Genomic DNA, 21,476 nt, shown 5'->3' with positions numbered 1-21,476 from the left:
ACTTCGCGCCATATTGAGTTAGAGGTCCAGCATGGAAATCAAGGTAAATTTTTTAGACAATCTTCGCTTAGAAGCCAAGTTCGACGACTTTACAGTCGTAGCGGATCAACCCATTCGTTACAAAGGGGATGGTTCTGCGCCCAGCCCATTTGATTACTTCTTGGCTTCGTCTGCGCTCTGTGCTGCCTATTTCGTAAAGGTTTATTGTAAGGCCCGTGATATCCCTACTGAGGATATTCGCCTATCGCAAAATAATATTGTCGATCCTGAAAACCGTTACAACCAGATTTTCCAAATTCAAGTCGAGTTGCCTGAGTACATCAGCGATAAAGATCGCCAAGGCATTTTACGTTCTATTGAGCGTTGTACTGTTAAAAAGGTAGTACAAGAAGGCCCTGAATTTAAGATCGAAACCGTTGAGGACTTAGACGCAGGTGCGTCGCTAATGGCGATGGCGCGACCTGACGGTGCTGAGAAAACGGTGATTTTGGGTAAAGATCTACCGCTAGAAGATACCATCGCCAATATGTCTGGTCTATTGGCAGATCTTGGTATGAAGATCGAAGTGGCATCTTGGCGTAACATCGTGCCTGGTGTTTGGTCTCTTCATCTGCGTGATGCCGCGTCGCACATGTGTTTTACCAACGGTAAAGGGGCAACCAAAGAAAGTTCGTTGTGTTCTGCGCTAGGTGAGTTCATTGAGCGCGCTAGCTGTAACTTCTTCTACAACGACCAGTACTTTGGTGAAGAATTAGCGAACGCGGAGTTCGTGCATTACCCAACGGAGAAATGGTTCCCGCTGACCGAAGACGATTCTCTTCCACAAGGTCTGCTTGACGATTACTGCTTGGACATTTTCGATCCTGAGCAAGAGCTTCAAGGCTCACACCTTATCGATACCAACTCTGGCAATATCGAGCGTGGTATTTGTGCGATCCCTTACGTGCGTCAATCTGACCAAGAAACGGTCTACTTCCCATCAAACCTGATCGAAAACTTGTTCCTAAGTAACGGTATGAGTGCCGGTAACACGCTACCTGAGGCCATGGTGCAGTGTTTGTCTGAGATCTTTGAACGTGCTGTGAAGAAACAAATCATCGAGCAAGAAATTGTCCTGCCTGATGTGCCTATGTCGGTTTTGGAAAAATACCCAAGTATCTTGGAAGGCATTAAAAGCCTAGAAGAAAACGGTTTCCCTGTCGTAGTGAAAGACGCGTCTTTGGGCGGTCAATTCCCTGTCATGAACGTGACGCTGATGAACCCACGTACCGGTGGTGTGTTTGCCTCCTTTGGCGCGCATCCAAGCTTTGAAGTGGCGTTAGAGCGAAGCCTAACTGAACTGCTGCAAGGCCGTAGCTTCGAAGGTTTAAACGATGTGCCGCTGCCAACGTTTAACTCATTCGCAGTACAAGAACCGAATAACTTTGTTGAGCACTTTATCGACTCGACCGGTGTGATTTCTTGGAAGTTCTTTAGCGCCAAAGCAGATTACGAATTCTGCGAATGGGATTTCTCAGGCACCACAGAAGAAGAGCGCGATGGTCTAATGGGCATCCTTGAAGACATGGGCAAAGAAGTCTACATGGCGGTGTTCGATGAGCTAGGTGCTAACGCTTGTCGTATTTTGGTGCCAGATTACTCTGAAGTGTATCCTGCGGACGATTTGATTTGGGATAACACCAACAAAGCTTTGTTGTTCCGTGAAGACATTCTCAACATTCACACACTGGACGACGAAGCGCTGGAAGCATTGCTAGAGCGTTTAGAAGAAAGCGAGCTGGATAACTACAACGATATTCGTACCTTGATCGGTGTTGAGTTCGATGAAAACACCCCATGGGGCCAGTTGGATGTAGGTGAGTTGAAGCTTTTGCTGTTCCTCGCGCTGCAAATGCACGAAGAAGCAAAGGATCAAGTGCAGGAATTCCTAAGCTATAACAACAATACCGTGGAGCGTGGTTTGTTTTATCAAGCTGTCAGTGCGGTGTTGGAAATCGAACTAGACGACGAGCTTGAACTCGAGGATTTCCTACCCAACCTATCCCGTATGTTTGGCAAAGAAGTCATGGAAAACGTAGTGGGTTCCGTGAATGGTACGGTCAAGTTCTACGGCCTAGCACCAACGAATATGAAACTTGAAGGGCTAGATCGTCACTTGAAGCTGATCGATAGCTATAAAAAGCTCCACGCTTACCGTGCAAAGAAGCACGCTGAGGCATCGAAGTAAGCTTTTATCTGAGCGCAAAGGGAATTGCGCTCAGATAATAAACCTTCCTTAAAAGAAGCTAATTGGCAGGTAAAACTCCAAATCGAAGCTTTCGTCTTCGGTTAAGAATTGGTTTTGATAATACTGCACGTAGCCTGGTGTAGAGCGCAGTTTAAACTTCGAGCTGGGCAACCAAGTTTCCAGAACTTGGCTGATTTTTGGTAGCAGTTCTCCGTATTTTCCCTGTAAGCGAAACACCGCATGCAAACCAGCAGGTATCACCAGTTGGCTGACCACAGAATGTCTCGCCACAGGCCTATCGATTTCTAAACACGCCACATAGCGACACTGATCCAGCTCTACCCACGCCGGATTAGAATGATGCAAACCAAATTGTTTATCCGTATCGCGCTGTTCTGCATTGGCCCAAGCCATTAATGTTATCCACGCTTCCTTGATTGAACGGTTATAGCCTTGATGCCGCTTGTAGGCGACTAATCGAGCAGGACATTCTTGAATACGTGGTGTGGGAAGCGGGCAACTGGCGACGGACTCATAGCCTCGCGCCACATCAGGGTCTTTTAGGTAGGGCTTTTCCAACGTCGGACTTTCTTGTTGTCGCCAAGCCGATGGCGCACAGTGGAAGGTGCTTTTAAACGCCTTGTTAAAAGAGGAAGCCGAGCTAAAACCACAGCGATTGGCGATATCGATAATAGAGGAGTGGTTATCGAACATAAGCTGATTGGCGGCGTATTCCATGCGAACACGACGAATGTATTGATGAATGGATTCTCCCACAACGCTTTTGAATAAACGATGGAAATGCTGTTCAGAGTAGGCCGCGACCTCTGCTAGCTCTTTCGCTCCCAAAGGCCGACTGATGTCTTGGTGAATGTAGAACAAGACTTCATTAATACGGTTCTGATGTTGCTGCATAGAGTGCGAAGACATAGTCAATTCACCAAGTTGAAAGGCTTAAAAATAGCATAAATGAACAAAAGCTACCGCATAAATGGACAATTAATATTGTATTTGAATTTGTAGGATAGTGTTTCCAAAAACAATACAAATGGATGCCTAACCATGCAAACCGCTGTTTCTCTTGATCGTATGAAGTCTTCTTTTATCCGTGAAATCCTTGCCGCTGCCAGTGACCCAGATATGATCTCGTTGGCTGGTGGTCTGCCCGATGAAAAGACTTTTCCTATTGAATTGCTAAAACCAACGATTGCGCAGTTACACAACGACGTATCGCTGTTTCAATATGGCCCCACTCAAGGGTATGCGCCGCTGGTCAAGCATCTAAATCAGTTGTACCAGTTGCCTGAACACCACAAACTACTGGTGACCACAGGCTCTCAACAAGGATTGGACTTAATTGCACGGGCTTACATTAACCCTGGTGATGGGGTAGTAATGGAAGCACCCAGCTATTTGGGAGCGATGCAGGTATTTGATTTTGTTCAAGCCTCGATTCTACCTGTTGCACAGTTAGCGGACGGTCCTGACTTAGAGGCATTGGAACGATGCTTTGCTAACGATAAGCCAAAGCTCTTTTATGCCGTACCAGATTTCCATAACCCAACTGGTGTGTGCTGGTCTTTAGCGACACGGCAGGCGGTGGCCAAGCTTTGTGTTGAATATGGCGTCACGCTTTTAGAAGATTCGCCTTATCGACCGCTGCGCTTTTCTGGTGAGTCACTGCCGATGGTATCGAGCTTTTGCCCTGATCAAGCGTTGGTGCTGCGCTCGTTTTCAAAAATTGCCTCGCCAGGCCTTCGCATCGGCGTTGTATCAGGCCCCGTTCAATGGATTGAAGCTTTGATCAAGGTAAAACAAGGCGCGGATCTACATTCTAATGTTCCTGCGCAAGCCATGTTGTTAGGGCTACTGGAGCATTCAGAATTTAAGCAGCACATCGCCAAAGTGTGTGACTTATACCATGGCCGTTATCAAGTTTTGCTGAAGGCTTTGGAACAACTGGAACCGTTTGGATGTCAGGCACAACCTGTTGCTGGGGGAATGTTTGTCTGGCTGACACTGCCTGATTGTGACAGTTTCGCATTAGCAAAATACTTGATTGAGCAAGGTGTCGCGACAGTGCCTAGTGACGTGTTTTATTCTGCTGAGAAAGGCATATCGGCACTGCGTTTAAACTTTACCAATGCAACGCCTGAACGGTTAGAAGAAGCCGTATCAAGGATGGCGCAGGCACTTTCGAAACGGTGAAACACTTTGGGAGCAGCGCGAGTGGATTCATCAGGATCAGACACTGCGTAACTTTGTTTTAAACGAGCCCCGTGGCGGTGTCTTTCGCCATGTAAATTTGCTGTTGCCTTCTAAGCACCCTGAAGCAAGTTACGCGTGGATCATTATGGAGCCAGAAGATACTCCCCATGCCAGGTTCAAACAGTATCTGTGTTTCAACCGTGCTGTTGGGTACTGGCTTAGTGCCAATGGTGGTGATGCTTTAGGTAGCACCGCTTTTTTTAAAATAAATCAATATATTCATTCAGTGAATTGTGAAAATAACTTAAAATTATAAAAAATAAAATCATTAAGTTAGCGAATTCATTCCAATGCATAATCACTTCCTTTTACTTGATAAATACCGAAAACACGAGCGCACCATACGAGATCTGTTGGCTTCTATCACTACCAGTTTAGATTCCATGGCATTGCTTAAAAGTGAGCAACAGCAAATTGCGACAATCCATGATTTGAGTCGTTCCTATCCGTTTATCGAGTTGATGTACAGTCTCGATCAACATGGGATTCAGCAGTTTGAGACGGCCTTAAGTAAAGGTGTGACGGCGGCCAAGAAGCGTCATTTCAGTAAAGGCGCGGATCGCAGTCATCGACCTTACTTTTTAGAGGCGCAAAACAGTTCCAATTCAACGGTAGTGACAGCGCCGTATTTATCGTCAGCGACGCACACGCTTTCATTATCGTCGGTGCAGCATTTGGTGGACGAAGATGGAAATGATCAAGGCTACTTGGTGATTAACTTTAATCTGCCTAAGTTGGTGGCGTACCTGCTAGGTAACGTGCGTCAAAATTCATTACATCCCTTCTTTCAGAGCATATATGCCTTGATTGGTGCCTCGCTCATTGGGGTTGCCATCTGGTTGCTTGGTGCATCGTTCTATAGCTTCTTAAATGTATTTGATGAGCAACGCAGCGCGCCGGATATTTCCTTTGGCATTGTGGTCATGTTGACCTTGTCGTTAGCGATATTTGATCTTGGTAAAACCATTCTCGAAGAGGAAGTGCTATCGAGTAAAGACATTAACCACTATCAGTCTTCACGTAGAACCATTATGCGGTTTATGTCAGCGATCATTATCGCGGTGACCATTGAAGCCTTGTTGTTGATGTTTAAATCGGTGTTGAGCGCGAACGTGCAGAATATTCAATTTGGTGTGTGGATGCTGCTTTCAGGAGTTGGTTTGTTAGCGGGGCTTGGTGCGTATTTAAGATTAAGCCGAGAAGACAGTTGATATGAGGCAACGCTCAAACCCTGATTAGGTCTGAGCATTAAAAGAGTAGTCACCATTAAACGGTGTTTTTATTATCAGCTCTTCGATCAAATCGACCAGGGCGGAGCGCTTATCTTCTGCTGGGCTTTTGAATACTGCTATCTCCAGAGCGGGCAGTGTTGGCAGTGCCTTATGGCTAACCAGTGGTAAGCGTTCAGGTACAGAGCATTTGGTTAACATGGATAGCGCTATGCCGCTTTGTGCGGCGGCGATCTGACCTGCAATGTAGGCGCTGCTGTAAATGATCTTATAACCGCCTTTTAATTGATCGAGAACTCCGGTGATTTTCTTGCGTGCTTCGCTGCCAAATTCATACATAGCGACAGGAAGGGGTTTGGTTTCATCCCATTGGTAAGGAATGTAGCCAGCCCAGACAAGTGGCACGGCCGCTATTTTTACACCTCTATCGGCTTTGTCTTGGGTAATGATGCCGATGTCTATTTCACCTTTTGCGATCCGCGGAACAAGAGTCGTGGAGGGTTCGCAGACAAAACTAATTTCGATTTGAGGGTAGGCCTCATTTATAGCTCTTAATATGGCCGGAAAGAAACTCACCGCATAGTCGTCTGGAATGCCCAAGCTGATTTTCCCCGTCAGGTCTTGTTCTTTCGCCATGACAATGGCAGAGCGATGGGCTTTTAGAATATTGTCAGCATGGATCAAAAATTCTTGCCCTAAAGTGGTCAATGTGAGGCGTCGGATTTCTCGGTGAAATAACTCGCCTTCTAGAACGGATTCTAAGTTTTTAATGTGCATGCTGATGGCAGATTGGGACCGATTCAGCAGAGTGCTGGACTTGGTCATGGAGCCCGTTTGGGCCACCGATTTAAAGGTTCTTAACCATTGGATTTCTAAATCTCGTTCCACATTCACAATGAAGGTCCATTTAGCTATTCGATTTTCGGGTAGAGTATGGCTGTATTATGCATTTTACGGGACGAAAAAACGCTGCTATTGTCACTTTTTTAGGGAGTGCTAAATGAAAGCAACGAAAAATCACGCAGTTTTACTGGTTCATTTGAGCACAGCGTTATTTGCGTTATCGGCCGTGTTTGCGAAAAACATGGAGGTCTCTGTAACCAATATTGTTGCCATGAGGGCTCTGCTGGCGGCGTTAGCATTGGGTCTGGTGTTGGCGTTCTTCAAGAAGAATCAGTGGCGCAGGCTGAGTGTAAAGGAGTGGGGGCATTTAATTACACTCGGTGGGCTTTTGGCTTTGCACTGGCTGTGTTTTTTCATCGGCGTAATAGAAGCGGGAATCGCCGTGGGGACATTGGGCTTTGCTTGTTTCCCAGTGTTTGTCGCACTTATCAATAAAACACTCTACGGGACTATTATTTCTAAATACGAATGGCTCTGTATTAGCGTCATTATCTTAGGCTTATCCATCTTATCACTCGATAGCTTTCTAGATTCCGACAGTCTGCTGGCATTGGCTTGGGCAATTGCTTCGGGGGCTTCCTATGCGGTCATACTGGTTTACAACCAACGAGTGTCCGTAAAAGGCTCGGCGATACAATCATCGTGGGTACAGTTTGTCAGCTGTGGATTATTCGCGCTGCCATTTGGCATCAGCTCTTTGCCAGCCATTAGTGCAGACGATGTTATTTCACTAATCGTGATTGGCTTCTTATGCACAGGCGTTGCTTACACAGTACTCACCAAAGCACTGCAATCTGTGCCATCGTCCAAAGCCGCGGTTGTGATTACCCTTGAACCAGTTTGGGCGATTCTATTTGCGGCGCTATTAGGTACTGTGCCAACCATGAGTGTCTTGATTGGCGGCGGGCTAATTATCGCAGCGGTGACAGCGAGAACATTAAAAGTCTCGGATGCATAAATGTCACATTTTTACAGTGAAACCTACAGAGCAAAAAGTTGAAAAGCCGTAGTTGAGAGAGTTGTTCAATTTTTAATCTAAATAATAAAGTCATTTTACCTCACCACAACTGCATTACGGATAAAGCGAGTAGGGGAGGATTGTTGATTAACATAGCGATAGTGTTGATCACTCGGGTAGCTGATAGATTGCCCCGCCTGAAGGATATGGGTTTGATCGCTAAGCTCTAGATGTAAAACACCTTCGATGATATAGAGCATTTCATAGAAGCCTTGTGGGTCTGGCTCTGCTTGGTAAAAGTCGTCGGCAGCGAGTTTCCATGACCACAGTTCCACTTCATTTTGCGAGATGACTGAGCAGCCTAAATATGCTTCGCTGCCCGCTTTCGCACCTTTCCAAGTCAGAATCTGCTCTGGCTGAGTCGTGTTATCGATAGCAGGGCGAACAATTTCAGAGAACGTCACGCCAAGTACCATGGCCAATTGGTTTAATTTTGCGAGGCTGATGTTGGCTTGTCCATTTTCAATAGCTGCCACCATTCTGCGGCTAACCTCAGATTGGTCGGCCAGTTGTTGCTGGGTCAATTGGCGCTCGTTACGTAGGCGCTTTACATTTTCAGCGACGAACTCCAAGACAGCAGGAGTTTCGGCAGGGTGTGAGTCGGACAAAGCAAACTCCATAAAAATTGCATGTGCATTATATTGCACAATACGCGAATGAGTGTTAATTTGTGCACTATATTACACAAATCAATAAGAGTTAACAGCTATGTTTCAAAACACAGTATTGCCATGGTTGGCACGTTGGATAGGCCCTAAAACCGCTTTGCTTATGGTAACAGTGGTCTGGGGTGGGACGTTTGTGGTGGTGAAATTTGGTCTGACTTTGAGCTCTCCCATGTTTTTTGTGGCGTGCCGGTTTCTTGTAGCCGCTTTGGCGATTGGGCTGTTGTCCTATCAGTCGCTAAAACGCACCACCAAAGCCGATTTAATAGCGGCCATGGCCATTGGTTTGTCCATTACAGGAGGCTACGGCGCACAGACCGTGGGTATGCAGTACATCACCAGTAGTGAGTCGGCGTTTATTACGGCTCTGTATGTTCCTTTGGTGCCATTTATCTTGTTTCTGGTGTTCAAAAAGGTCCCCCATTACATGACCTGTATCGGTGCCTTGGTCGCCTTTATGGGGTTGGTGGTGTTGTCTGGCGGTGGCTCCAGTTCTCAAACTATGAATTTTGGTCACATCATCACGGCACTCAGCACCATCGCGCTGGCGATTGAGATTATTTTAATTAGTCACTTTGCCCCCAACGTGAACCTTAAAAACGTCACGATCTTACAATTGTTCTTTGCAGCGGTGTTTGCCTTTATCAGCATGCCAATCGTCGGTGAAACAGAGCTTCCTGAGTTCTCTTGGGCGTTAGTGGGCATCATTGGTGGGTTGAGTTTGGCCAGCGCTTGTATTCAGCTCACTATGAACTGGGCACAACGCAGTGTGGATTCTTCTACCGCCGCTATTATCTATGCGGGTGAGCCTGTCTGGGCTGGCATCATTGGACGTATAGCAGGGGAGCGACTACCTGCGATGGCACTACTAGGCGGCGTATTGGTAGTGATTGGACTATTGCTAAGTGAGCTTCGACCAAAGCGAAAAAAAACCTTGATCGAAACCCCTGCAGAGCAAATCAAAGACGCATTAGAAAAATAGTACGCTGGCACCATGCCAGCACATGTAAACGCCGACAACACAGATCAGTGCGCCTGATAGATAGGGCGCACGCGTCGCAATGCTGTTTAGCCCTGACCAGCGTTGCTGGGCTTTACGAGCGCCAATCGCGGCAATGACTCCGACCGATACTAATGTCAGAGCCAGTCCTATGCTGAAAGACAAAACCATGGTTGAACCAAGGGCTACTTCTTTCAATTGAAGACAGATCAAAAGCACTGTCACCGCGGCAGGGCATGGAATAAGCCCTCCAGTTAGGCCAAAAATAAGGATCTGCAGGTTAGTCGCAGGCTTGTTTTCAAAACGTTGTTTGATTTCCATTGCATGGGCACGCTCATGCTCATCAAAGTAGATTTCCTCTGGCTCATGGCTATGATCGTGGTGGTCATGGTCATGGTCATGGTCATGGTCATGGTCATGTGAATGATGGTGATGATGTGCATGACTTCGCTGAGTTCGCCAAATCATCCAGCTACCCATGATCAACACAATCCCGCCTGAGAGCAACTGAATCCATGGTTCAACATGGGTGGCGGTGAGTTGATTACTGACATATAAACCGCCCAAAGCAATCAACCAAACTACCAATGTATGTGAAATCGTCGCCGCCAATCCGAGCATAATGGCTTGTTTGACGGTGCCGTGAATCGCAACAATGAAAGCCGCCATCATAGTTTTTGAGTGACCAGGCTCTAAGCCATGCAAAGCCCCCAACAGGATCGCGCTAGGGATATAGAGCCATGCATTGCCATTTTGTAGAAGTGAAACAAAGTCCATAGAAAAGTCTTTTAAAGTAAATGTTGAGAAAACTATACTCCCCCTTAGTATAAAATACTATGGGGGAGTATAATTATCCTGCTATCTTTGCCAGTACAATAGGCACTATTCATTCATCAATAGGTTTGGCTATGTCGCATACGATAAAAGACAAAAAGAAGTTGCTTGCACGTGTTAGTAAGATCCAAGGCCAAATGAATGGTTTGAAAAAAATGCTAGAGGAAGATGGCGAATGTGAAGCCGTATTACAACAAGTGGCCGCAGTAAAAGGTGCGGTGAATGGCGTGATGCGTGAGCTGATCAAAGGGCATTTGGTGGAACACATCGCTGAGCAAGAAGACGCTCAAAAACGCGAACAGGATATGCAAGTCATCCTAAAGGTATTGGATTCTTACATTAAGTAACTATGTAACGCCCCTTAACCAATCAAAGCTAAGAGGCGTTTATTAGGGATTATTGGCAGGTATAGCCACCATCAATAACAACGGCTTGTCCGGTGATGCCTTTCGCGGAGGCGCTGGTCAAATATAAGCAATAGTCCGAGATCTCTTCCACCTCCAGTAACCGTTTTTGCGGTACCAAAGGCCAGATAACCTCTTCTAAAACTTCCTCTAGAGCGACACCGCGGGTACTGGCTAAGTCTTTGAGCTGATTACGAACCAAAGGAGTGTCCACGTACCCTGGGCAAAGAGCATTGACGGTGACACCGTAAGGGGCTGCTTCTAAAGCCGCAACTTTAGTCAAACCAATGACTCCATGTTTGGCCGAGTTGTAGCCCGCTTTTCCAGCGAAACCGATTAGACCGTTGATTGACGCCATATTGATAATTCGGCCAAAGCCTTGTTCCTTCATTAATGGCATCAGTTTCTTAATGGCCACGAAAGGGGCAATTAGCATGATATCGATTAACTGGCGATAACGCTCAGTAGGGAACTCTTCGATCGGTGCCACATGTTGAATGCCTGCGTTATTGATCAAAATATCTACTTTGCCGAAATGCTCAATGGCTCGATCCATCGCATTTTCAAAATGCACTTCATCCGTAACATCGCTCTGCAATAAACAAAGCTGCGTAGAGAAACGGGTCAGGTCTTTTGCGACTTGATCCAAAGCGGTTTGGTTAAAGTCGATAATGGCAACATTGGCACCTTGTTTAAGAAACGCTAGTGCGATTTCAAGGCCAATTCCGCTGGCTGCGCCAGTAATTAAAACGGTTTTATGTTTCATAACGATTCTCTTAAATTAATTCCCATACATCGATTGAGGCAGCCACAGCACAATATCTGGGAAGTAAAACACCAAACTGACTGCTAAAAGCTGGATTAAAATAAATGGGATGACGCCTTTATAGATATCAAGGGTGGTGACATTTGGCGGTGCGACACCTTTTAGATAAAACAGTGAGAAACCGACAGGGGGCGTTAAGAAAGAGGTCTGTAGTGCCAGTGCAAACAAAATCACAAACCACACCAAGTCAAATCCCAACTCGACCACAACAGGGCCGACTAATGGCAGTAAAATTAAGCTGATTTCTAACCAATCTAAGAAGAAGCCTGCCACGAACGTAATTAGCAAAATCACGATCACAATCCCCGCCGCTGACAGCGGGATACTTTGCAGCATTTCACTGATGAACTCATCACCACCTAGGGTACGTAGCACCACAGCAAAGGCGGTTGCCCCTAAGAAGATACCGAATACAAACGCCGTAGTGACTGTAGTTCGACGACAAACATCGGCCAGCATTTCAAACGAAAAACGCTTATTTACGATCGCGAGCAGGGTGGCTCCCAAAGCACCAACACCTGCCGCTTCGGTAGGAGAGACAATACCTAGGAAAATGGAGCCAAGTACCGCTAAGATCAAGCCTAAGGGTGGTATTACCGCAAGCAAGGTTTCTTTTATAAGCCCCCAAGTAACAGGCGGTAAATCCGTGGGCAACTCACAAGATTTTGGGTTCAGAAATGCACTAGAAACGACGTAAGCAATGTACAAAAAGCCCAGCATCAACCCCGGCATCAAGGCTCCCATAAAGAGGTTGCCAACAGAAAGCGACAGTTGATCCGCCATTATGATCAACATGATGCTAGGGGGGATCAAAATCCCCAGAGTGCCGGAAGAGGCGACAATGCCACTGGCAAAGGATTTAGAATAGTTCTGCTGCAGCATGACCGGCATAGACAGCATCGCAAGCAGCACCACGGATGCACCTACGATACCTGTGGAAGCGGCGAAAAGAATGCCAATCAAGATAACGGAAACGCCTAAACCACCACGAAAACGGCCAAACAGTCGAACAAAGTTGACCATTAACTTTTCGGCAACACCGGAGCGTTCCAGCATCAGTCCCATAAAGATAAACATGGGGAGTGCCACTAGCACCCAATTACTCATTTGTGCGTAGATGCGTTGAACAAAGGTGCCGTATATACGCCAATTGGTCATGTAGTAAGTGTCCCAATCAAGGTATTCATAGCCAATAATGCCTACACCACTAAAAACCACGGCTAATCCAGCCAAAATCCAAGCAACAGGAAAACCGGTAAAGATTAGGGCAATGAAGCTTCCTAGCATTGCCATAACAAGAATTTCATACGTTTCAAACATGTTTGGCTCCTACGCAGACGTTCGTGAGTGAGATTGACGTAGGAAGGCAAGACAGCGCAGCCAACGAGAAAATGCCGCTAATGCCAGCAGTACAAATGCCACGACAATGGTCGATTTGATCAACCAGCGCATGGGTAATCCACCGGGGGCAGAGGACACTTCATTTAGTTGATACGCCCGAGAAATAAAAGGGATGGCGTAATCAATGACGATAAAGCAAAACGGGAATAGCAGCAGAGTTAAGCCAATCAGCTCGATGATGGCCCGTGTGCGCAACTGACTGTGCTCAACCAAGGCGTCGACACGCACATGACCGTCGTGGATCAAGCAATAAGATAGGCCAATCATGAATCCCACAGCGTAAAGGTGCCATTGCAATTCTTCTAATGCGATGAAGTTGACGCTGAAAAAATAGCGCATCAGAGCGTTAGCCACGATTAACAACATTAATAGAATCCAAACAAACGAAATGTTACGTCCAATGGTTTCGATAACCTGTTCAATGCGTCGGCTTAACGTTGTGTGTGGTAGGGCAGACCAAGTAGTGTCTGATAATTTTGCTTCGATCTCTTCCAGATCAAGGCGGTTATCATGATTCGACATACTAGAATTCCAAATCAGAAATGAGCGAACAAGGCCAGCGTAGGCTGGCCTCTTACAACGACGTTACACAGTGTTGTGTGGCTTAGTTATTGCCCCAATCACGTGGTAAGTAGCCGAATTTCTTCCATGAGCTGTGCTCTTTTTGGAATGCTTTCATGGAAGCGTAAATATCACCAAAAGCTTTATCGCTTGCTGAGCGGCGAGCCATTACTTTTTGCGTCGCTTCTTCAAACGCCATTAGGATTTCTGGTGAGTACTGGTGCAGTTGAACACCTTTTTCCTCAAAGTCGGATAACACAGCACCTTGCATGGCTTCTGCTTTGGCGATAGACAAAGTGTTTGCGGCCATACAGGTGTTCTCAATCAGTGATTGAGTCTGCTTGTTTAGGCCATTCCAGCTATCTAGGTTGATGTATAAAAATTGGTTCGTACTAGGTTGATGCCAGCCTGGCAGGTAGTAGTGTTTGGCCACTTGATAGAATCCAAGTTGCTGATCCACGGTTGGGATCGAGAACTCAGTACCATCTAGGACGCCTGTTTCAAGCGCTTGATACAGTTCACCGCCAGGTAGAACCGTTACTGACATACCTAGCTCTGACATGATTTCACCACCCACACCAGCGGCGCGGAACTTAAGCCCTTTCATGTCTTCAGGGGTATTAATTTCATTTCGGTACCAGCCCGCTGCTTCTGGGCTGATAGTGCCACATAGAATAGGGTAAACATTATGTGGTTTGAAAAGGTCTTTAAGCATTTCATTGCCGCCATGGAAATACATCCATGCAGTGAATTCGCTAGACTCTAAGCCAAAGGGTGTTGCGCCAAATAGGGCAGAGGCTGGTACTTGTCCCCACTCATAACCCATCCAAGAATAGCCAGCGTCAATGGTACCGCTACTGACGTTTTCAAAAACGCCCAAGGCTGGAATGACGGTATTGGGCTCAAAGACTTGCAGTTTGACTCGACCGTCACTGGCATCACTTAGCATTTTAGAGACTTCTGGCATAGTGTCGCCAAGAGCCGTGAGAGTAGAAGAGAAGGACATCGGTACTTGCCAGCGAATCTTATCGAAGTCTGCATAAGTTGGAGCAGATAGGGCAAGCGCTGACGCGCATGACAGTGCGACAAGAGTTTTCTTCATAATGAGATCCTGTAGTTATTGTTGTTTTAGTGCCTGAATGCATTCCAATGCAGAGGCAATTATCTAGCGGAAGTTTCTATATCAATAAAGATGCCAATTGGTAAAAATCATTTAAAAACAATTGCTTATGGTTTTTATAGTGTTTGGTTTAGATTTTTTTGACAGATATAGTCCGAGAAATCGAACGCTTTGTGATGGTTTGTTAATCAAAAATGATAATTGAGGTGTCCGAATAATCGGACGGCGTTCGATTATTCGGACAAAATGCATGATATTTTAGGCTAGCTGATGCTTGCTCAGCTTTTCATAGAGGGTGGATTTGCTAATGCCTAACTGTTTTGCTGCCAGTGTTCTGTTGCCAAATGCTTGACTAAGTGCTTGTTTGATAGCTGCTTTTTCAGCCCGATCCATTTGTTCTTTGAGAGTGCCTGTTGTTGTGCAGACTGATGTTGTCGCGCTTTCGTTACTTTGTTCAACGGACGTTTCTAACTGGGTATGATTACGAACATTCGAAGGTAACAGTGACAAGGGGATCTTACGATCTTGTGCCGTGAAAAATGCTGCTTCCATGATATTTTCTAGCTCACGTATGTTACCAGGCCAATGGTATTCCAGTAGTGCGGTCATGGCCTGCGCTGTTAGCTTAGGGGCGCGACGGCCAGTTCGACGTGACAAGGCTTGTAAGAAGTGCTCTGCCAGCTTGGCAATGTCTTCTTGTCTTTCACGAAGTGGTGGCAGCGAGACATTAACGACATTAATGCGGTAATAAAGATCTTCGCGAAATGTTCCTTCTTTGATCAGAGTCTCTAATGGGCGATGCGTAGCGGTAATCAAGCGGATATTGACGGGACTGGGTGATGTGCTGCCCACAGCCTCAACTTCTCGCTCTTGAAGAACGCGCAGTAACTTCGCCTGCATAGATAAGGGCAAGTCGCCGATCTCGTCCAAGAACAAGGTGCCACCATGGGCCAACTGAAACTTACCCGCTTTACCGCCTTTTTTGGCCCCAGTAAACGCGCCTTCTTCATAGCCGAACAGTTCACTTTCTAAAAGGTTCTCAGGAATAGCAGCGCAGTTTACTTTAATAAACGGTGCATCGGCTCGCTCTGAAAGTTGATGAATGGCATGAGCATAAAGTTCTTTCCCTGTCCCAGACTCACCTCTTAATAGGACGGTGACATCGCCCGATGCGACTTGCGTAATGGTTTGATTCAGCTCTTTAATGGCTTTACTGTCGCCAACGATATCGGCTAAGCGATAATGACTGCTGGTAGGTAGTTCTGGGGTGTTCTTGTCTTGTGCGCGAAATTCATGCTCTGCAAGTAGGGCTTTAATATGGCTGTTAATTCGCTTCCACTCATAGGTATCGTGGAAAATAACCGTACCCACAGCACCGATGACTTTGCCTTGGTCCGTAATCGGAAAGCGGCTGGCGATCATATTGCTACCGCGAATTTTCTGGATGGATAAGCGCTCGGCTACACCTTTTTCAATGGTGATATGCATTCGTGTGTTTTCGATGACATCAGTGACTTTCTTGCCTTTTACATCATCCGCGTTAACCCCTAAAAAGCGTGCGTATGGACGGTTCAAGAAGAAGATCCGCGCGTTGTGATCCACCACGACCACCCATTCTTCAAGGGCATCTAAAATGGTGCGATAGGTATCCGCCGCTTGGCGTAGTTTCGATGTCGATGATGTTTTCATGAGTCTGACTCACTTTGTTTAATTGGTTGAGCAAAGGCATCCATTAAGGTGTCGAGCATTGCGGCTGCGGCTATAGATAACATGGATCGTGGCTTACAAATGACGCCAACCGTCCTTTCTATAGAAGGGGAGGTAATGGTTCGTTCAACCACGTTCTGTTCGCGAATTTGTTGTCGGCAGGTGGCTGGAACCACCGCCACCCCCATGCCTTCACTGACCATGCGAATGACAGTGGTTAATTGGTGAGCATCAAAGGCAACGGTCAAATCAATATTGGCGTCCTTGAGCGTATTCTCAATCATCTTTCGGACACTAGAGGGGCGCTGTAGAGTAATGAAATTGTGTTGTAACAAAGTCGCCCATGTGACTTCTTGTTGGGATGCTAGTGGATGTTGATTCGGAAGAATGGCAATAAATTCATCGTTATACAGAGGATAAAACGTCAGGCCTTCCGAATGTTGAGGCTCAAAGGTGACACCTAGTTCAACACTGTTATTGGCAACTCGTTCCACCACGATATCTGAGAGCACATCGTCTATGGCAACTTGAATATTTGGAAAGCGCTGATGGTATTGCTGAATCGCTTTAGGGAGCAATGATCCAGCGAATGAAGGCATGGCCGCAATAGAGATCTTCCCCAGTTGCAGAGCGAAGCGCTGCTTCATTTCGTCTTCCGCATCTTGCCACTGTGCTAGTAAGCGTTTGGCAATCGGAACGAGGGCATCCCCTTCGGGTGTTAGCGCAATGGTTCGAGTCGTACGGGTCAGCAGTTTCCCGCCCAAAGCTTCTTCAAGCCCTTTGATAGCAAGGCTTAGGGCAGGTTGAGATAAGTGCAGTTGATTAGCGGCTTGAGCAAAGCTTAACGATTCTGCGACGGACAAAAAGGCCTTCACTTGTTTGATATTCATTTGTTTTTCTTATTAATAAATATGAAAAATAAAATTAATTAATCTTTACCAATAAGTCAAACTGTTTGCCATACATCCCAGACAGCATTAATCACACAATAATAATTAGGAGTGGCGTGATGGCGGGTTTTGACAAAGTAGTCGTATCCTACGAAGAGGCCATGTCAGGTCTAGAAGATGGCATGACCATCATTGCCGGTGGCTTTGGCCTCTGTGGCATTCCAGAAAATCTCATCGCAGAAATCAAGCGCCGCCAAACCAAGGGCCTCACCGTTGTGTCGAACAACTGTGGTGTCGACGGTTTTGGTTTAGGCATCTTATTAGAAGATAAGCAGATCAAGAAAATGATCGCCTCATATGTGGGCGAGAACGCATTGTTCGAGCAGCAACTGCTGAACGGTGAGTTGGAAGTTGATCTTACCCCTCAAGGCACCTTAGCAGAAAAAATGCGTGCAGGTGGGGCTGGTATCCCTGCTTTTTACACAGCTACTGGTGTTGGTACACCCGTCGCCGAAGGCAAAGAAACACGCAGCTTTCATGATAGAGAATACCTTTTAGAAGAGTCCATTACCGGAGACTTTGCCATCGTAAAGGGCTGGAAAGCTGACCGCTTTGGCAACGTGATCTACCGTCATACAGCTCAAAACTTTAATCCACTGGCTGCAACAGCAGGCAAAATCACCGTGGTTGAAGTTGAAGAGATCGTCGAAGTGGGCGAACTTGAGCCGTCTCAAATCCACACACCAGGCATTTATGTGGATCGTGTCATCCAAGGCTCATTTGAGAAACGCATTGAAAAAGTCACCGTTCGTTCATAACGGTTTCTCCTAATCCAACAATAATAAGAGGTTGCTATGGCTCTTTCACGAGAACAAATGGCACAGCGTGTGGCAAAAGAACTGCGCGACGGGTTTTACGTAAATTTGGGTATCGGCATTCCAACCTTAGTGGCGAACTACGTCCCTGAAGGCATGGATGTCATGTTGCAGTCAGAAAATGGCTTGCTAGGTATGGGGGCGTTCCCAACGGAAGAAACCTTAGACGCTGACATGATCAATGCGGGCAAACAAACGGTTACCGCAGTCGCTGGCGCATCCATTTTCTCATCCGCAGAATCCTTTGCCATGATTCGCGGTGGTCATGTGGACTTAACCGTGTTGGGGGCTTTTGAAGTGGATGTCAATGGAAACATCGCTTCGTGGATGATCCCTAACAAACTGGTAAAAGGAATGGGCGGCGCCATGGATCTCGTGGCTGGCGCAGACAACATCATTGTCACCATGACACATGCTTCTAAAAGTGGCGAATCAAAGCTGCTATCTAACTGCTCTTTACCATTGACGGGTAAAGGCTGTATCAAGAAAGTCTTAACCGATCTGGCTTGGTTAGAAATCGAAAATGGTTGCTTCGTTCTAAAAGAACGTGCACCAGGGGTTTCTATTGAAGAGATCAAAGAGAAAACGGCTGGTGAGTTGATCATTCCTGATCATGTTCCGGAAATGACGTTCGCATAAGGCTTGAATTCTCGTTTGGTACGGGAGACATTCACTGCTTTATTTTTCTTATGATCATGGTTTAAGACAAGAGGAATACATTATGAAAGCGGTAATCGTGGCAGCAGGACGAAGTGCAATCGGGGCATACCAAGGGTCGCTATCACCACTGAGTGCAGTAGACATTGGCACTCAAGTATTACAAGGCTTATTAGACAAGCAGCCTTCGTTAGCAGAACACATTGATGAGGTGATACTTGGTCAAGTGTTAACCGCAGGCTGTGGCCAAAACCCTGCACGTCAAACGACTTTAAACGCTGGACTTGGCAATCATGTTTCAGCGATGACCATCAATATGGTCTGTGGTTCAGGCTTGAAAGCCGTTCAGCTCGCGGCTCAAGCCGTTCTGAATGGTGATGCCAAAGTAGTGGTAGCAGGTGGACAAGAAAGCATGAGCCAAGCGCCTCATGTATTGCCACAAAGTCGCACGGGCAAAAAAATGGGCCATTGGTCAATGCTGGATACGATGATCACTGATGGCTTATGGGATGCGTTCCACGATTACCATATGGGACAGACTGCGGAGAACATTGCAGATCAATGGCAAATCAGCCGTGCTCAACAAGATGACTTCGCAGCAGCTTCACAGCAAAAAGCGGCCAAGGCACAAGAAGCAGGGCGTTTTCAGGATGAGATCATCCCTATCACCATTCCACAGCGTAAGAGCTCACCCATCGTTGTGGCAGAAGATGAGCAGATTCGTCCTTACACCACGGCTGAGTCTCTCGCGAAATTGCGTCCAGCCTTTACTAAAGAAGGCAGTGTTACTGCGGGCAATGCCTCCACTTTAAACGATGGCGCTGCCATGGTTGTGGTGACCACAGATGCAGAAGCGAAGCGCCTAGGCCTGCCTGTGCTAGCCACCATTGAATCGTCTGCAACCTCGGGTGTAGATCCGAAAATCATGGGAACAGGCCCGATTACTGCCACCCAAAAAGCGATGCAAAAAGCCCAGTGGCAGGTTGCGGATTTAGATTTGGTTGAAGCTAACGAAGCCTTCGCTGTGCAAGCACTGTGCGTGGGGCAAGAGCTTGGGCTCAACCCTGAACGAGTCAACGTCAATGGCGGTGCGATTGCCTTAGGCCATCCGATCGGTGCCTCTGGATGCCGTGTATTGGTGTCACTTATTCATGAAATGCAAAAACAAAAAGCTGAAAAAGGATTGGCGACTTTGTGTATCGGCGGAGGCATGGGCGTTGCCATGTTGATCAGTCAATCACACTGAGTTCGTTCAGTAAAAGCAAGTGGTAAAAATAGGGCCACAAGCCCTACCTAAAATAACTATAAAATCGGGAAAACATATGTCTCATTCAATGACTCAGAAAACCGCTTTACAACGGATAAGCTACTTCTTCGTAACGCTATTACAACGTTACTTACCGGATCCATTCATTTTTGCGATTGTCCTAACACTAGTGGTGTTCGCATTGGTGATGCCCAGTACTGGGCAAGGCCCTGTTCAAGTGGTTGAAGCTTGGGCTGGTGGCTTTTGGAAGCTGCTAAGTTTCTCCATGCAAATGGCCATGGTTGTGGTGACAGGTCATGCCATGGCCAGTGCGCCGGCGTTCAAACGTAAACTTGCCATCATGGCAGGCATTGCCAAAACACCAGGCCAAGCTATCGTACTGGTGACAGTAGTCAGTGCCATTGCCTGCTGGGTCAACTGGGGTTTTGGCTTAGTTGTTGGTGCCATTTTTGCTCGTGAGCTTGCCGCTAAAATACGCGGAGTGGATTACCGTCTATTAATCGCCTCTGCTTACAGTGGTTTCTTGTTTTGGCACGCGGGTTTGTCTGGCTCGATTCCATTAGCAATCGCAGGTGGTGCGAACATTGAGACAGTCACGAATGGTGCAGTGACCGCAGCGATCCCAACATCTGAGACGATTTTTTCACCGATGAACATCACTATATTGCTGGTGATGTTGGTGACCATTCCGCTATTAAATCGCTTAATGCATCCAGCGCCGCAGGATACGATTGAATTTGATACTTCAGAACTATTAGAGTCGAATGCCGCTGAGTCGATCGATAAAGCGTCTATGACACCTGCAGAACGCATGGAAAATAGCCGTGTGCTTTCTGGTTTAATCGGTCTAATGGGCTACGTATTTGTCGTGTACTACTTTGTTCAGAACGGCTTTGCACTGAATCTTAATATCGTGAACTTCACCTTTTTGTTCACCGCCATCTTGTTACACGGCACACCGAAAAGCTTACTAAATGCTGTGTCTGATGGCGCGAAAAACTGCTCAGGTATCTTACTTCAATTCCCGTTTTATGCAGGAATTATGGGGATGATGACAGCAGTGGGTAGCTCTGGTGACAGCTTGGCAAGTCTTATTTCTCAAGGCTTTGTGGCGATTTCCAATGAAACCACTTTCCCACTATTTACCTTCCTAAGTGCTGGCATAGTGAACTTCTTTGTACCATCGGGTGGCGGACAATGGGCAGTGCAAGCTCCGGTCATGATGCCGGCTGGCGCTGAGTTGGGTGTGGACGCTGCGAAAACCGCCATGGCAATAGCGTGGGGGGATGCTTGGACCAACATGATCCAACCTTTCTGGGCACTGCCTGCCTTGGCTATCGCAGGGCTTGGAGCAAAAGATGTAATGGGTTACTGCCTACTTGCTCTACTAGGTTCAGGTGTCATCATCGGTCTAGGTTTAATGATTTTCTAACGAAGTTATTCCGCTCCTTCGTTAAGCAAGCGCCCGAGAAATCGGGCGTTTTTTTGTTTGCCCAGCGAAGCTGGCAAACCCGTCAGGTTGAAAGAAACCTGTCTCACCCCGACTGAGGGGAAGAGAATCCGAATCGCAAGGGCGTCGCTGGCCAACGACAGGGTCTGAAGGAAGCGATAGGGAGTTAACAGT

General features: G+C 46.7%; 21 protein-coding genes. 11 read left to right on the top strand and 10 right to left on the bottom strand.

Features of this window, described 5'->3' with window-relative positions:
• Positions 1 to 31 precede the first annotated feature (31 nt).
• Positions 32 to 2,227, top strand: a complete 2,196-nt coding sequence (locus tag ACXAC1_RS18055; RefSeq protein WP_475063288.1) for an OsmC domain/YcaO domain-containing protein — start codon at positions 32 to 34, stop codon at positions 2,225 to 2,227.
• A gap of 48 nt (positions 2,228 to 2,275) precedes the next feature.
• Here ACXAC1_RS18055 and ACXAC1_RS18050 read toward each other — a convergent pair whose 3' ends face one another.
• On the bottom strand, positions 2,276 to 3,157 hold the full coding sequence (locus ACXAC1_RS18050; protein WP_475063286.1) for an AraC family transcriptional regulator: 882 nt from the start codon (positions 3,155 to 3,157) through the stop codon (positions 2,276 to 2,278).
• A gap of 132 nt (positions 3,158 to 3,289) precedes the next feature.
• Here ACXAC1_RS18050 and ACXAC1_RS18045 point away from each other — a divergent pair, with 132 nt between their 5' ends.
• Genes ACXAC1_RS18045 through ACXAC1_RS18035 form a run of 3 tightly spaced genes read left to right on the top strand, consistent with a single transcriptional unit; the run spans position 3,290 to position 5,706 of the window.
• Positions 3,290 to 4,435, top strand: a complete 1,146-nt coding sequence (locus ACXAC1_RS18045; RefSeq protein WP_475063284.1) for an aminotransferase-like domain-containing protein — start codon at positions 3,290 to 3,292, stop codon at positions 4,433 to 4,435.
• Positions 4,436 to 4,460: 25 nt separating this feature from the next.
• Positions 4,461 to 4,751 carry a proline racemase family protein gene (locus ACXAC1_RS18040; RefSeq protein ID WP_475063854.1) on the top strand — a complete coding sequence of 97 codons (291 nt, stop codon included), beginning with the start codon at positions 4,461 to 4,463 and terminating at the stop codon, positions 4,749 to 4,751.
• 34 nt (positions 4,752 to 4,785) lie between these two features.
• A complete protein-coding gene (locus ACXAC1_RS18035; protein ID WP_475063283.1) occupies positions 4,786 to 5,706 on the top strand; it encodes a PDC sensor domain-containing protein in 921 nt (306 codons plus the stop codon).
• 24 nt (positions 5,707 to 5,730) lie between these two features.
• Here ACXAC1_RS18035 and ACXAC1_RS18030 read toward each other — a convergent pair whose 3' ends face one another.
• Positions 5,731 to 6,618: a LysR family transcriptional regulator gene (locus ACXAC1_RS18030; protein WP_475063282.1), complete on the bottom strand. Its 888-nt coding sequence runs from the start codon at positions 6,616 to 6,618 to the stop codon at positions 5,731 to 5,733.
• A 106-nt stretch (positions 6,619 to 6,724) separates the two neighbouring features.
• On the opposite strand from ACXAC1_RS18030, the gene ACXAC1_RS18025 reads away from it, so the two are divergent.
• Positions 6,725 to 7,585 (top strand): DMT family transporter, encoded by an 861-nt coding sequence (locus tag ACXAC1_RS18025; protein WP_475063280.1) that lies wholly within the window; start codon positions 6,725 to 6,727, stop codon positions 7,583 to 7,585.
• A 95-nt stretch (positions 7,586 to 7,680) separates the two neighbouring features.
• Here ACXAC1_RS18025 and ACXAC1_RS18020 read toward each other — a convergent pair whose 3' ends face one another.
• Complete coding sequence (locus tag ACXAC1_RS18020) at positions 7,681 to 8,253, bottom strand: helix-turn-helix domain-containing protein (RefSeq protein ID WP_475063278.1); 573 nt, start codon at positions 8,251 to 8,253, stop codon at positions 7,681 to 7,683.
• A 100-nt stretch (positions 8,254 to 8,353) separates the two neighbouring features.
• Here ACXAC1_RS18020 and ACXAC1_RS18015 point away from each other — a divergent pair, with 100 nt between their 5' ends.
• A complete protein-coding gene (locus ACXAC1_RS18015) occupies positions 8,354 to 9,292 on the top strand; it encodes a DMT family transporter (RefSeq protein WP_475063277.1) in 939 nt (312 codons plus the stop codon).
• Here ACXAC1_RS18015 and ACXAC1_RS18010 read toward each other — a convergent pair.
• Positions 9,281 to 10,087: a nickel/cobalt efflux transporter gene (locus ACXAC1_RS18010; protein ID WP_475063275.1), complete on the bottom strand. Its 807-nt coding sequence runs from the start codon at positions 10,085 to 10,087 to the stop codon at positions 9,281 to 9,283. The two genes, ACXAC1_RS18015 and ACXAC1_RS18010, sit on opposite strands and share 12 nt — an antisense overlap.
• 131 nt (positions 10,088 to 10,218) lie before the next feature.
• Between ACXAC1_RS18010 and rcnR the strand changes: the two genes are divergently transcribed.
• Positions 10,219 to 10,491, top strand: coding sequence for a Ni(II)/Co(II)-binding transcriptional repressor RcnR (gene rcnR, locus ACXAC1_RS18005; protein WP_133559491.1), 273 nt, complete (start codon positions 10,219 to 10,221; stop codon positions 10,489 to 10,491).
• A 49-nt stretch (positions 10,492 to 10,540) separates the two neighbouring features.
• On the opposite strand, the gene ACXAC1_RS18000 is transcribed toward rcnR, so the two are convergent.
• The 6 genes from ACXAC1_RS18000 to ACXAC1_RS17975 all read right to left on the bottom strand — a co-directional run bounded on the left by ACXAC1_RS18000 (position 10,541) and on the right by ACXAC1_RS17975 (position 17,053).
• Positions 10,541 to 11,314, bottom strand: a complete 774-nt coding sequence (locus ACXAC1_RS18000; RefSeq protein WP_133559492.1) for a 3-hydroxybutyrate dehydrogenase — start codon at positions 11,312 to 11,314, stop codon at positions 10,541 to 10,543.
• 15 nt (positions 11,315 to 11,329) lie between these two features.
• A complete protein-coding gene (locus ACXAC1_RS17995) occupies positions 11,330 to 12,694 on the bottom strand; it encodes a TRAP transporter large permease (protein WP_475063274.1) in 1,365 nt (454 codons plus the stop codon).
• A gap of 9 nt (positions 12,695 to 12,703) precedes the next feature.
• Entirely contained in the window at positions 12,704 to 13,297 is a 594-nt protein-coding gene (locus tag ACXAC1_RS17990; protein WP_133559494.1) for a TRAP transporter small permease subunit, read from the bottom strand.
• Positions 13,298 to 13,379: 82 nt separating this feature from the next.
• Positions 13,380 to 14,438 carry a TRAP transporter substrate-binding protein gene (locus tag ACXAC1_RS17985; protein WP_133559495.1) on the bottom strand — a complete coding sequence of 353 codons (1,059 nt, stop codon included), beginning with the start codon at positions 14,436 to 14,438 and terminating at the stop codon, positions 13,380 to 13,382.
• A gap of 276 nt (positions 14,439 to 14,714) precedes the next feature.
• The gene (locus tag ACXAC1_RS17980; RefSeq protein WP_475063272.1) at positions 14,715 to 16,145 is read right to left on the bottom strand and encodes a sigma-54 interaction domain-containing protein; all 1,431 of its coding nucleotides are present in this window, start codon (positions 16,143 to 16,145) and stop codon (positions 14,715 to 14,717) included.
• Positions 16,142 to 17,053 (bottom strand): LysR substrate-binding domain-containing protein, encoded by a 912-nt coding sequence (locus tag ACXAC1_RS17975; protein WP_475063271.1) that lies wholly within the window; start codon positions 17,051 to 17,053, stop codon positions 16,142 to 16,144. The genes ACXAC1_RS17980 and ACXAC1_RS17975 overlap by 4 nt, the downstream gene beginning before the upstream one ends.
• A gap of 119 nt (positions 17,054 to 17,172) precedes the next feature.
• On the opposite strand from ACXAC1_RS17975, the gene ACXAC1_RS17970 reads away from it, so the two are divergent.
• The 4 genes from ACXAC1_RS17970 (at position 17,173) to ACXAC1_RS17955 (ending at position 21,284) form a co-directional block, all read left to right on the top strand.
• A complete protein-coding gene (locus tag ACXAC1_RS17970) occupies positions 17,173 to 17,871 on the top strand; it encodes a CoA transferase subunit A (protein ID WP_133559498.1) in 699 nt (232 codons plus the stop codon).
• A gap of 36 nt (positions 17,872 to 17,907) precedes the next feature.
• Complete coding sequence (locus tag ACXAC1_RS17965) at positions 17,908 to 18,567, top strand: CoA transferase subunit B (protein WP_475063270.1); 660 nt, start codon at positions 17,908 to 17,910, stop codon at positions 18,565 to 18,567.
• Positions 18,568 to 18,649: 82 nt separating this feature from the next.
• The gene (locus tag ACXAC1_RS17960) at positions 18,650 to 19,831 is read left to right on the top strand and encodes an acetyl-CoA C-acetyltransferase (RefSeq protein ID WP_475063269.1); all 1,182 of its coding nucleotides are present in this window, start codon (positions 18,650 to 18,652) and stop codon (positions 19,829 to 19,831) included.
• A gap of 76 nt (positions 19,832 to 19,907) precedes the next feature.
• Positions 19,908 to 21,284, top strand: a complete 1,377-nt coding sequence (locus ACXAC1_RS17955; protein WP_133559501.1) for a short-chain fatty acid transporter — start codon at positions 19,908 to 19,910, stop codon at positions 21,282 to 21,284.
• The last annotated feature ends 192 nt before the right edge of the window (positions 21,285 to 21,476 follow it).

The organism is Marinomonas sp. AWM4_232, from assembly GCF_056158325.1.
Note: the sequence above shows the minus strand (reverse complement) of the source record. Positions and strands in the feature narration are given on the sequence as shown.

What these genes read in the sequence shown, in the direction of transcription:
- ACXAC1_RS17955 (WP_133559501.1), top strand. Translation starts at nt 19,908, where the DNA reads ATGTCTCATTCAATGACTCAGAAAACCGCTTTACAACGGATAAGCTAC.
- ACXAC1_RS18000 (WP_133559492.1), bottom strand. Translation starts at nt 11,314, where the DNA reads ATGAAACATAAAACCGTTTTAATTACTGGCGCAGCCAGCGGAATTGGC.
- ACXAC1_RS17970 (WP_133559498.1), top strand. Translation starts at nt 17,173, where the DNA reads ATGGCGGGTTTTGACAAAGTAGTCGTATCCTACGAAGAGGCCATGTCA.
- ACXAC1_RS17965 (WP_475063270.1), top strand. Translation starts at nt 17,908, where the DNA reads ATGGCTCTTTCACGAGAACAAATGGCACAGCGTGTGGCAAAAGAACTG.
- ACXAC1_RS17985 (WP_133559495.1), bottom strand. Translation starts at nt 14,438, where the DNA reads ATGAAGAAAACTCTTGTCGCACTGTCATGCGCGTCAGCGCTTGCCCTA.
- ACXAC1_RS18010 (WP_475063275.1), bottom strand. Translation starts at nt 10,087, where the DNA reads ATGGACTTTGTTTCACTTCTACAAAATGGCAATGCATGGCTCTATATC.
- ACXAC1_RS18050 (WP_475063286.1), bottom strand. Translation starts at nt 3,157, where the DNA reads ATGTCTTCGCACTCTATGCAGCAACATCAGAACCGTATTAATGAAGTC.
- ACXAC1_RS17990 (WP_133559494.1), bottom strand. Translation starts at nt 13,297, where the DNA reads ATGTCGAATCATGATAACCGCCTTGATCTGGAAGAGATCGAAGCAAAA.
- ACXAC1_RS17995 (WP_475063274.1), bottom strand. Translation starts at nt 12,694, where the DNA reads ATGTTTGAAACGTATGAAATTCTTGTTATGGCAATGCTAGGAAGCTTC.
- ACXAC1_RS17980 (WP_475063272.1), bottom strand. Translation starts at nt 16,145, where the DNA reads ATGAAAACATCATCGACATCGAAACTACGCCAAGCGGCGGATACCTAT.
- rcnR (WP_133559491.1), top strand. Translation starts at nt 10,219, where the DNA reads ATGTCGCATACGATAAAAGACAAAAAGAAGTTGCTTGCACGTGTTAGT.
- ACXAC1_RS18015 (WP_475063277.1), top strand. Translation starts at nt 8,354, where the DNA reads ATGTTTCAAAACACAGTATTGCCATGGTTGGCACGTTGGATAGGCCCT.
- ACXAC1_RS18045 (WP_475063284.1), top strand. Translation starts at nt 3,290, where the DNA reads ATGCAAACCGCTGTTTCTCTTGATCGTATGAAGTCTTCTTTTATCCGT.
- ACXAC1_RS18035 (WP_475063283.1), top strand. Translation starts at nt 4,786, where the DNA reads ATGCATAATCACTTCCTTTTACTTGATAAATACCGAAAACACGAGCGC.
- ACXAC1_RS17960 (WP_475063269.1), top strand. Translation starts at nt 18,650, where the DNA reads ATGAAAGCGGTAATCGTGGCAGCAGGACGAAGTGCAATCGGGGCATAC.
- ACXAC1_RS17975 (WP_475063271.1), bottom strand. Translation starts at nt 17,053, where the DNA reads ATGAATATCAAACAAGTGAAGGCCTTTTTGTCCGTCGCAGAATCGTTA.
- ACXAC1_RS18055 (WP_475063288.1), top strand. Translation starts at nt 32, where the DNA reads ATGGAAATCAAGGTAAATTTTTTAGACAATCTTCGCTTAGAAGCCAAG.
- ACXAC1_RS18025 (WP_475063280.1), top strand. Translation starts at nt 6,725, where the DNA reads ATGAAAGCAACGAAAAATCACGCAGTTTTACTGGTTCATTTGAGCACA.